This is a genomic window from Streptomyces sp. NPDC047072 (assembly GCF_040643855.1).
Taxonomy (GTDB): Bacteria; Actinomycetota; Actinomycetes; order Streptomycetales; family Streptomycetaceae; genus Streptomyces.
The window spans coordinates 1-8,996 of the sequence record NZ_JBEYVC010000275.1 but is presented as its reverse complement, the minus strand read 5'-3'; the positions used below and the strand labels follow the sequence as shown (position 1 = coordinate 8,996).

Annotated in this window: 10 protein-coding genes; 9 read left to right on the top strand and 1 reads right to left on the bottom strand. The window is 70.3% G+C overall.

The window, feature by feature from the left end:
* From ABZ896_RS50515 to ABZ896_RS50475, 9 genes are all read left to right on the top strand, one after another.
* The coding region (locus ABZ896_RS50515) for an FKBP-type peptidyl-prolyl cis-trans isomerase (protein ID WP_360945537.1) at positions 1 to 317 on the top strand (317 nt) is incomplete at its 5' end.
* Between the two features lie 334 nt (positions 318 to 651).
* On the top strand, positions 652 to 1,023 hold the full coding sequence (locus ABZ896_RS50510) for an FKBP-type peptidyl-prolyl cis-trans isomerase (protein WP_007380855.1): 372 nt from the start codon (positions 652 to 654) through the stop codon (positions 1,021 to 1,023).
* Between the two features lie 175 nt (positions 1,024 to 1,198).
* Positions 1,199 to 2,152: a WYL domain-containing protein gene (locus ABZ896_RS50505; RefSeq protein WP_360945533.1), complete on the top strand. Its 954-nt coding sequence runs from the start codon at positions 1,199 to 1,201 to the stop codon at positions 2,150 to 2,152.
* Positions 2,153 to 2,171: 19 nt separating this feature from the next.
* Positions 2,172 to 3,236 carry a WYL domain-containing protein gene (locus ABZ896_RS50500; RefSeq protein ID WP_360945530.1) on the top strand — a complete coding sequence of 355 codons (1,065 nt, stop codon included), beginning with the start codon at positions 2,172 to 2,174 and terminating at the stop codon, positions 3,234 to 3,236.
* Positions 3,233 to 3,523 (top strand): hypothetical protein, encoded by a 291-nt coding sequence (locus ABZ896_RS50495; protein ID WP_360945527.1) that lies wholly within the window; start codon positions 3,233 to 3,235, stop codon positions 3,521 to 3,523. The genes ABZ896_RS50500 and ABZ896_RS50495 overlap by 4 nt, the downstream gene beginning before the upstream one ends.
* A gap of 9 nt (positions 3,524 to 3,532) precedes the next feature.
* Positions 3,533 to 3,727, top strand: a complete 195-nt coding sequence (locus tag ABZ896_RS50490; RefSeq protein WP_360945524.1) for a hypothetical protein — start codon at positions 3,533 to 3,535, stop codon at positions 3,725 to 3,727.
* Between the two features lie 259 nt (positions 3,728 to 3,986).
* Positions 3,987 to 4,274, top strand: coding sequence for a Sec-independent protein translocase subunit TatA (tatA, locus tag ABZ896_RS50485; RefSeq protein WP_360945521.1), 288 nt, complete (start codon positions 3,987 to 3,989; stop codon positions 4,272 to 4,274).
* Positions 4,275 to 4,322: 48 nt separating this feature from the next.
* Positions 4,323 to 5,273: a twin-arginine translocase subunit TatC gene (gene tatC / locus ABZ896_RS50480; RefSeq protein WP_360945518.1), complete on the top strand. Its 951-nt coding sequence runs from the start codon at positions 4,323 to 4,325 to the stop codon at positions 5,271 to 5,273.
* A gap of 136 nt (positions 5,274 to 5,409) precedes the next feature.
* Complete coding sequence (locus tag ABZ896_RS50475; protein WP_360945515.1) at positions 5,410 to 8,262, top strand: DEAD/DEAH box helicase; 2,853 nt, start codon at positions 5,410 to 5,412, stop codon at positions 8,260 to 8,262.
* 69 nt (positions 8,263 to 8,331) lie between these two features.
* Here the strand turns inward: ABZ896_RS50475 and ABZ896_RS50470 are convergent.
* Positions 8,332 to 8,996, bottom strand: a 665-nt coding sequence (locus ABZ896_RS50470) for an amidase family protein (protein ID WP_360945512.1), incomplete at its 5' end; no start/stop codon positions are given.

Here is an 8,996-nt window from a genome sequence, read left to right as displayed (position 1 = left end):
TGGTGGCGGACTACATCCTCGAGGGCGACGGCGACAAGGTCGAAGCGACCAGCACCCTGCTCGTCCAGTACAAGGGCGTCATCTGGGACACCGGCAAGGAGTTCGACTCGTCGTACGGCCGGGGGGAGCTGACGTCGTTCTCGCTCCAGCAGGTCGTCAAGGGCTGGGCGCAGGGGCTGACCGGCAAGAAGGTCGGCAGCCGTGTCCTCATCGTCATCCCGCCGAAGCTGGGCTACGGCGACACCCCGCCGTCCGGCACCGACATCAAGAAGGACTCCACGCTGGTCTTCACCGTGGACATCCTGGCGAAGATGTGACACCGCGGGGCCCTGTCCGGCGGATGGGGCCGATTGCGAGGGCGGTGCTGGTGGATGCGGGGCGGGTCGGTGGGGATGTCGGCAGCCGACGACCACGCGCGGCAAGCAGGCGTGCTCGGCCCCGTGACGCGACATGATCCGTCGGGCAGGCCCCTGCCCCGGGCGGGTGCGCGGCCGCAACAGGTGCGCGTCGCGCGGCTGCCGGGGAGCCGGCGGGGCGCGGGCACGCGGCAGTCGGGTGTGGCGGGCCCGCGGTGCTGGGCTGATCCACCGGGTGGGCCTTGGTGTAAGACTGTGTGTGTTGCCTTTCCGTGAACAAGCAGGAGCGAGTGACGTGAGCATCGACAAGCCCGAGATCGACTTCCCTGAGGGCGCGCCCCCGGCGGACCTGGAGATCAAGGACATCTGGGAGGGCGACGGCGAGGTCGCGCAGGCCGGCCAGACGGTCACCGTCCACTACGTGGGCGTCTCCTTCAGCACCGGCGAGGAGTTCGACGCCAGCTGGAACCGCGGTCAGCCCTTCCGCTTCCCGCTGGGCGGCGGCCGGGTCATCAAGGGCTGGGACCAGGGCGTGCAGGGCATGAAGGTCGGCGGCCGTCGCCAGCTGACCATCCCGGCCCACCTCGCCTACGGCAACCAGAGCCCGACCCCGGCGATCAAGCCCGGTGAGACGCTGATCTTCGTCGTCGACCTGCTCGGCGTCTGATCGTCGTACCGGAGTCACAAGAGATCACGTCGCGGTCCGGTCGTCGTACGACATTCGACCGGACCCGACCAGCAGGGGCCCATGCCTGTCCGGGCATGGGCCTCGGCTTTTGCCGCGCCACCACGGGGCGGTACGGTCATCGTTCGTAAGCACCATAGGGAGGCGAAGGGCGTCGATGGCCATTGCCAAGGCCGAGCGGCTGATGAACCTGGCGCTGTGTCTGCTCGGGACGCGCAGGCCGCTCAGCAAGCGTGAGCTGCGTGAATCCATCGAGGCCTATCTGGAAGCCAATTCGGACGACAGCTTCAACCGGATGTTCGAGCGCGACAAGGACGATCTGCGCGAACTCGGGCTGGTCATCGAGACGGTGGAGAACCTCGACGGCGAAGTCGGCTATCTCGCCCGCCGTGACAGCAACCGTCTGCCGCCCATCACGCTCGACGCCGAGGAGGCGGCCGCCCTGGGCCTTGCCGCGAAGGTGTGGCAGCAGGCCCGGCTGGCCGGCGCGGCCAGCGGCGCCCTGCAGAAGCTGCGCGCGGCGGGACTGCCCGAGGACGTCGACCCGTACGAGGCCCACAGCGCGCTGGAGCCGCGCATCCCGGTGCACGAGGCCTCCTTCGAGCCGCTGATGCTGGCCTGCCGCGACCGCCGTCCGGTCGTCTTCGACTACCGCAAGGCCACCGCCGCCCGCCCCGAGCCCCGCCATGTCGAGCCGTGGGCGCTGGAGTGCTGGCGCGGCCACTGGTACCTGGCCGGCTTCGACCGCGACCGCGGCGCCGAACGGGTGTTCCGGCTCTCCCGGATCACCGGCAGGGTGCGCTCGCGCGGCGCGGACTTCACCGCGCCGGTCCCCGACGTCGTCACCGTCCGGGAGACCGTGGCCAGTTGGGCGGGGGAGACCGCCGACCGCAGCGCGCTGATCAGGCTGCGCGCGGGCGCCGGGTACCCCTTGCGGGCGAAGGCTGCCTCGGTTCGGGAACTCGGGGACGGCTGGGACGAGTTGGAGATTCCGTACGGCCACGGACTGGACGCGTGGCTGGTGGAGTTCGGGCCGGACGTGGTGGTCCTGGAGCCCGCCGAGCTGCGGGCCGACGTGGTGGACCGGCTGCGTGCCGTGGCCAAGGGCTGAGGGGGAGCGGAAGAGAACTGTGGCAGGCAAACCGGTCAGGCCCGCGAGCGCCATCGACCAGACCCGGCGGATGCTGTCCCTGGTGACCTATCTGCGCGAGCGCCCCGGCGCCCGCGTCGAGGACGTGGCCCGCGCCTTCGGGATCACCGAGGACGAACTGGTCTCCGACCTCGACGTGCTGCCCATGTGCGGCACCAGCTTCCGGGGCGGCGACCTGCTCGACATCGACACCGACGGCGAGCGGATCTGGTGGCACAACCCCGCGGCCCTCGGCGCGGAGGCCGCCGAGCCGCTCAGGCTCGCCGCCGACGAGGCGACCGCCCTGCTGGTGGCCGCCCGCGCGGTGGCCACCCTGCCCGGCCTCAGGGAGGGCGACCGGCAGGCGCTGCTGCGGGCCACCGCCAAAGTGGAGGCCGCGGCCGGCGAGACGGCGGGCGCCAGCTCCCGGCTCTCGGTGACCTTCGAGTCCGAGGGCGGGGTCTTCGCGGACGTCGACCGGGCCATCTCCGAGCGCCGCCGGCTGTGGATCCGCTACTACTCACCCGCCCGCGACGAGGTCACCGAGCGCGAGATCGACCCGATCCGCCTGGTCAGCGTCGGCCACACCTATGTCGAGGCCTGGTGCCGGCGCTCCGAGGCGCGCCGCACCTTCCGGCTCGACCGGGTCGCCGAGATCAAGATCCTCGACGAGCCCTCCGCGCCGCCGGAGATCGAGCTGAGGGACCTGTCCGAGGCGCTCGTACAGCCCGCCGCCGAGGACCCGGAAGTGGTCGTGGAGGTCGGCCCGGGCGGCCGCTGGGTCGCCGAGTACTACCCGCACGACAGCGCGGATGAGCTTTCCGACGGCGGGCTGCGTATTACCCTCCGCACCCCCGACCCGGCATCGCTGAGAAGACTGGCGCTCCGGCTCGGCCGCGACGGCCGCATCGTCTCGCCGCGCGACCTCGCCGACAGCGCCCGCGAGGCGGCCCGGGAGGCGCTGGCGGCGTACGACGGGGTGGAGGCGCGGGGCGCCCACGGGACGGGCGCGGTGCGTGACGGGCAGGACGACGGTCGGTACGACAGGCAGGAGCAGGGGCTTTGAGCGAGTCGGCGACGTCGGGTGCGGGCATGACGGTGGCGGCCGCCTTCGCGGGGATGAGAAGCGTGGCCCCGGTGACCTTCAAGGCCGGCTGCCCGGACTGCCGGGAGCGCTTCGAGCTGGCCGCGAGCGCCCTCAGGCTCGCCATCGGCGCGAGCAGCCGCACCACCTTCTACTCCTTCACCTGCCCCGAGTGCGGCGCGGCCGTGCGCAAGCCCGCGGGCGAGCGGATCGTCGAGCTGCTCACCGGTGGCGGGGTCAGCACCCTGCGGCTGCACTCCACCCTCTAGGCTCGCCTCATGTTCTGGCCGATGTTCGCCGTAGCTGTGGGTTTCGTGGGTCTCGCCGTGCTCGGTGTGCTCGCGGTGCGGGTCTTCCTGGAGGCGCAGCGCCTCGGACGGCAGGTCAGCGAGTCCGCGCGGCGCATCAACCGGGCCGCGGAGGACCTGGAGCGGGCCTCCATGAGCGCGGCCCGGTCTGTGGACGCGCTGTGAGTCCGGCTGAGAGTTGGGTGTGAGTCGAGGGCCGGATGCGTTTTGGGCCACTTCGCCCTCCCGCCGGGGTGGGATCGGCAGGTACGCTGCTGGTCGCGGTCCGGATAACGAGGCCCGGCCGCGGACCGGGAGTACGCACGGGGATTGCCAGGCGTTCACCCCTGAGCGTTACGATCGCTGTCAGCACGATCGTTCGGACAAGTGTCCGACCGGTCGGACAGCACCCCACTCAGTCGCCTCGGTGAGAAGGTAAAGACTTATGTTCGGAAGGCTCGGCGCCCCCGAGATCATTCTCATCCTCGTCGTCATCATCCTGCTGTTCGGCGCGAAGAAGCTTCCCGACATGGCGCGCTCGCTCGGCAAGTCCGCCCGCATCCTCAAGAGCGAGGCCAAGGCGATGAAGGAGGAGGGCGGCAGCACGGCCACCCCGGCCGGCCCGCCCAACAACGACGAGCAGTCCCAGACGCAGCGCACCATCCAGGCCGCCCCCGGCGACGTGACCAGCTCCCGCCCGGTCACCGAGCCGACGGACACGACCAAGCGCTGACGCGGGGCCGGTGACCTCCGGCCCGCCCGCACGAGATGGGAACGTGGGTTGCTGAAGTCTGCCCGCAAAGAGGAGAGGGATCCCGAGGGGCGGATGCCTCTCGCGGATCACCTTCGTGAGCTCCGCAACCGGCTCGCGAAGGCGATGCTGGCCATCATCGTCATCACGGTGATCGCCGCCTTCTTCTACAACGACATCATCAACTTGATCACCAAGCCGATCCTCGACTCGGTCGGCTGTGACAAGTCCTTCGCGGAGCTGGCCAAGTCGACGAAGTCGACCAAGCCGTGCGCCGAGATCACGATCAACGGCCTTCTCACGCCCTTCACGCTCGCGCTGAAGGTGTCGCTCATGGCCGGCGTCGTCGTGGCCTCGCCGGTCTGGCTCTACCAGCTGTGGGCCTTTGTCGCCCCCGGTCTGCACCGGCACGAGAAGAAGTACGCCTACGCGTTCGTCGGCACGGGTGCCCCGCTCTTCATGGTCGGCGCGTACTTCGCCTACTCGGTGCTGCCCACCACGGCGAAGGTACTGATCGGCTTCACCCCGGGCGGAACCTCCAACCTGCTCCCGCTGGACGACCTCCTCGACCTCGTCCTGCGCATGGTGCTGGTCTTCGGCCTCTCCTTCGAGCTGCCCCTGCTGCTGGTCTTCCTCAACCTCACCGGGTTGATCACCGGCAGGCGGATGCTCGGCTGGTGGCGCGGGATGATCATGGCGATCACGGTGTTCGCGGCCGTCGCCACGCCGAGCACCGACCCGCTGACCATGCTGGCGCTGGCCGCGCCGATCTGGGTGCTGTACTTCGGGGCCACGGCGTTCTCCCTCCTCAACGACCGGCGCAAGCGCCGCCGTGAGGCCGAGGGACCCGACGACGACGAGGCCTCGGATCTGGACCTCACCCCCGAGGACATCGGCGAGGTCGAGACCGTCTCCGCGAGCCGGGCACTGCCCGAGCAGGCGGGCACGGACCGGGTCAACGGCTACGACGACGTGACCTGACACGGGTCGGATCCACCACCGGAAGCGGCCGCGGCGCCTCATGGGCCCGCCGGCCGCTTACGCGTTCTGCGGGAGCGTGTCGACGCAGGCCCGTGAGCTGCGTGAAGACCAGGTTTCACGGGACCGGATCCGGATAATGATCGTCCTGTTGTCAGTGGCGCCCGGTACGCTCGAAAGCACGATGACAGAGGACCTCTCTCCGGCCGAGCGGTACGCGGCAGCCCGCCTGCGGGCAGCCGAGCAGGCCACCGCGCTCGCGGGCTTCCGCGAGATGTACGACTTCGGTCTCGACCCCTTCCAGATCGAGGCCTGCCAGGCTCTGGAGGCGGGGAAGGGCGTGCTGGTGGCCGCCCCCACCGGCTCCGGCAAGACGATCGTCGGCGAGTTCGCCGTCCATCTCGCCCTCCAGCAGGGCAAGAAGTGCTTCTACACCACACCCATCAAGGCGCTGTCCAACCAGAAGTACGCCGATCTCAGCCGCCGTTACGGCGCCGACAAGGTCGGACTGCTCACCGGCGACAACAGCGTCAACTCCGACGCCCCGGTGGTCGTGATGACCACCGAGGTGCTGCGGAACATGCTCTACGCGGGCTCGCAGACCCTCATCGGCCTCGGCTACGTGGTCATGGACGAGGTGCACTACCTCTCCGACCGCTTCCGCGGCGCCGTGTGGGAGGAAGTGATCATCCACCTCCAGGAGTCGGTCACCCTGGTCTCCCTGTCGGCGACCGTCTCCAACGCCGAGGAGTTCGGCGACTGGCTGGACACCGTCCGCGGCGACACCGAGGTGATCGTCTCCGAGCACCGGCCCGTGCCGCTCTTCCAGCACGTCCTGGCCGGACGCCGGATGTACGACCTGTTCGAGGAGGGCGAGGGCAACAAGAAGGCCGTCAACCCCGACCTCACGCGGCTGGCCCGCATGGAGTCCCAGCGCCCGTCGTACCAGGACCGCAGGCGCGGCCGCGCCATGCGTGAGGCCGACCGCGAGCGCGAGCGGCGCCAGCGCTCGCGGGTGTGGACGCCGAGCCGGCCCGAGGTCATCGAGCGGCTGGACGCCGAGGGACTGCTGCCCGCCATCACCTTCATCTTCAGCCGCGCCGCCTGCGAGGCCGCCGTACAGCAGTGCCTGTACGCCGGTCTGCGGCTCAACGACGACGAGGCGCGGGCGAAGGTGCGCGCCCTCGTCGAGGAGCGCACCTCCTCCATCCCCACCGAGGACCTGCACGTCCTCGGCTACTACGAGTGGCTGGAGGGCCTGGAGCGCGGGATCGCCGCCCACCACGCGGGCATGCTGCCGACCTTCAAGGAGGTCGTCGAGGAACTGTTCGTCCGCGGCCTGGTCAAGGCCGTGTTCGCCACCGAGACCCTCGCGCTCGGCATCAACATGCCCGCGCGCTCGGTGGTGTTGGAGAAGCTCGTCAAGTGGAACGGCGAGCAGCACGCCGACATCACACCCGGCGAGTACACCCAGCTGACCGGCCGGGCCGGGCGCCGGGGCATCGACGTCGAGGGCCACGCCGTCGTGCTCTGGCAGCGCGCGATGAGCCCCGAGCATCTGGCAGGGCTCGCGGGCACGCGCACGTACCCGCTGCGCTCCAGCTTCAAGCCGTCGTACAACATGGCGGTCAACCTCGTCGAGCAGTTCGGGCGGCACCGCTCGCGCGAGCTGCTGGAGACGTCCTTCGCGCAGTTCCAGGCCGACAAGTCGGTCGTCGGCATCTCGCGGCAGGTGCAGCGCAACGAGGAGGGGCTGGACGGCTACAAGGAGTCCATGACCTGCCACCTCGGCGACTTCGAGGAGTACGCGCGCCTCAGGCGCGAACTGAAGGACCGGGAGACCGAGCTGGCCCGGCAGGGCGTGGCCGAGCGGCGGGCCGAGGCGGCCGTCGCGCTGGAGAAGCTCAAGCCGGGTGACGTCATCCATGTGCCGACCGGCAAGTACGCGGGGCTCGCGCTGGTGCTGGATCCGGGCCTGCCCGCAGGGCGTTCCAACGGCCACCGCGGCTTCGAGCACCACGACGGGCCACGGCCGCTGGTGCTGACCGCCGAGCGGCAGGTCAAGCGGCTCGCGTCGATCGACTTCCCGGTGCCGGTCGAGGCGCTGGAGCGGATGCGGATCCCGAAGTCCTTCAACCCCCGCTCCCCGCAGTCCCGTCGGGACCTCGCGTCCGCGCTGCGCACCAAGGCCGGGCACATCCCGCCTGAGCGGGCCCGCAAGAAGCGGTCCCAGGCCGCCGACGACCGTGAGATCGCGCGGCTGCGGACGGCCATCCGGGCGCATCCCTGCCATGGGTGCAACGACCGAGAGGACCACGCCCGTTGGGCCGAGCGGTATCACCGGCTGCTGCGGGACACCTCGCAGCTGGAGCGGCGGATCGAGGGGCGCACCAACACGATCGCGCGGACCTTCGACCGGATCGTCGCGCTGCTGACCGAGCTGGACTATCTGCGGGGGGACGAGGTCACCGAGCACGGGAAGCGGCTTGCGCGGCTTTACGGTGAGCTCGATCTGTTGGCCAGTGAGTGTCTGCGGGCGGGTGTGTGGGAGGGGCTTGCTCCTGCCGAACTCGCCGCGTGTGTCTCGGCGTTGGTGTACGAGGCGCGGGTCGGGGACGACGCGATGGCTCCCAAGGTGCCGTCGGGGAAGGCCAAGGCCGCGCTCGGGGAGATGGTGCGGATCTGGGGGCGGCTCGACGCGCTCGAGGAGGACTTCCGGATCAACCAGACCGAAGGGGTGGGGCAGCGGGAGCCGGATCTCGGGTTCGCCTGGGCCGTGTACATGTGGGCCTCGGGGAAGGGGCTGGATGAGGTGCTTCGGGAGGCGGAGATGCCGGCGGGGGACTTTGTTCGGTGGTGCAAGCAGGTGATCGATGTGTTGGGGCAGATCTCTGCGGCGGCTCTCTCCGAGGGTTCGACCGTGGGGAAGGCTGCGCGTAAGGCTGTTGATCAGGTGCTGCGGGGGGTTGTTGCCTACTCGTCGGTGGGGTGATCTTTCGTTGGCGGGTGCGGGGAGTTTGTGGCTGGTCGCGCAGTTCCCCGCGCCCCTAGGTCGGCTGGCCTACTCGGCGTTCAGATAGGGCCGCCATCCTCTGTATGACGTGATGTCCTTGGCGTCCGTCAGGGCGGATGGTTCGCACAGGAAGCCGGGGACCTTTGTGCCGTCTGACAGTTGGACGCTTCCTAGCGTCATCGGGCGGGGGAGGGTCGTCAGTAGGCGGCCCAAGCCCTCTGCCGGGAGGCGCCAGATCTCCGTTTCTATCTGTGCGCCGCCTTCGCCTACGTGGACCAGGCCCGGCTTCGGGGGAGTCGTGTTCAGGGCGTGCAGGCTGTACACCGGGGCCGTGGTGGTTGTGCGGTCGTATCGGGCGCCCAGGGACAGGAGTTGGGGGTTCAGGGGCTGGCCTGTCAGGTGGGCTCCTACCACTGCCAGGCTTGTTTCCGGGTGGAGCAGGGTGGCTATGCGGGTCAGGCGTTCGTCCGTGTGGGCCGGGCCGATCAGCATCACGCCGAAGGGGAGGCCGTTGACCGCGCCTGCCGGGATCGCCGCCGCTGCCAGGTCGAAGAGGTTCGTGGAGTTGGTGAAGCGGCCCAGGCGGGCGTTGGTGGCCAGGGGGTCCGCGGCCACCTCCGCGAGGGTGGGGTGGCCCGGGGTCGTGGGGAGGAGCAGGGCGTCCGCGTCCGCGAGTTCCGCCAGGGCCCTCTCGCGCAGGCCGGCCAGGCGGT

Bases quoted from the DNA above. Each gene is read 5' to 3' on its own strand.
- ABZ896_RS50505 (WP_360945533.1), top strand. From the start codon at position 1,199: ATGGCCATTGCCAAGGCCGAGCGGCTGATGAACCTGGCGCTGTGTCTG.
- ABZ896_RS50490 (WP_360945524.1), top strand. From the start codon at position 3,533: ATGTTCTGGCCGATGTTCGCCGTAGCTGTGGGTTTCGTGGGTCTCGCC.
- tatA (WP_360945521.1), top strand. From the start codon at position 3,987: ATGTTCGGAAGGCTCGGCGCCCCCGAGATCATTCTCATCCTCGTCGTC.
- ABZ896_RS50475 (WP_360945515.1), top strand. From the start codon at position 5,410: ATGATCGTCCTGTTGTCAGTGGCGCCCGGTACGCTCGAAAGCACGATG.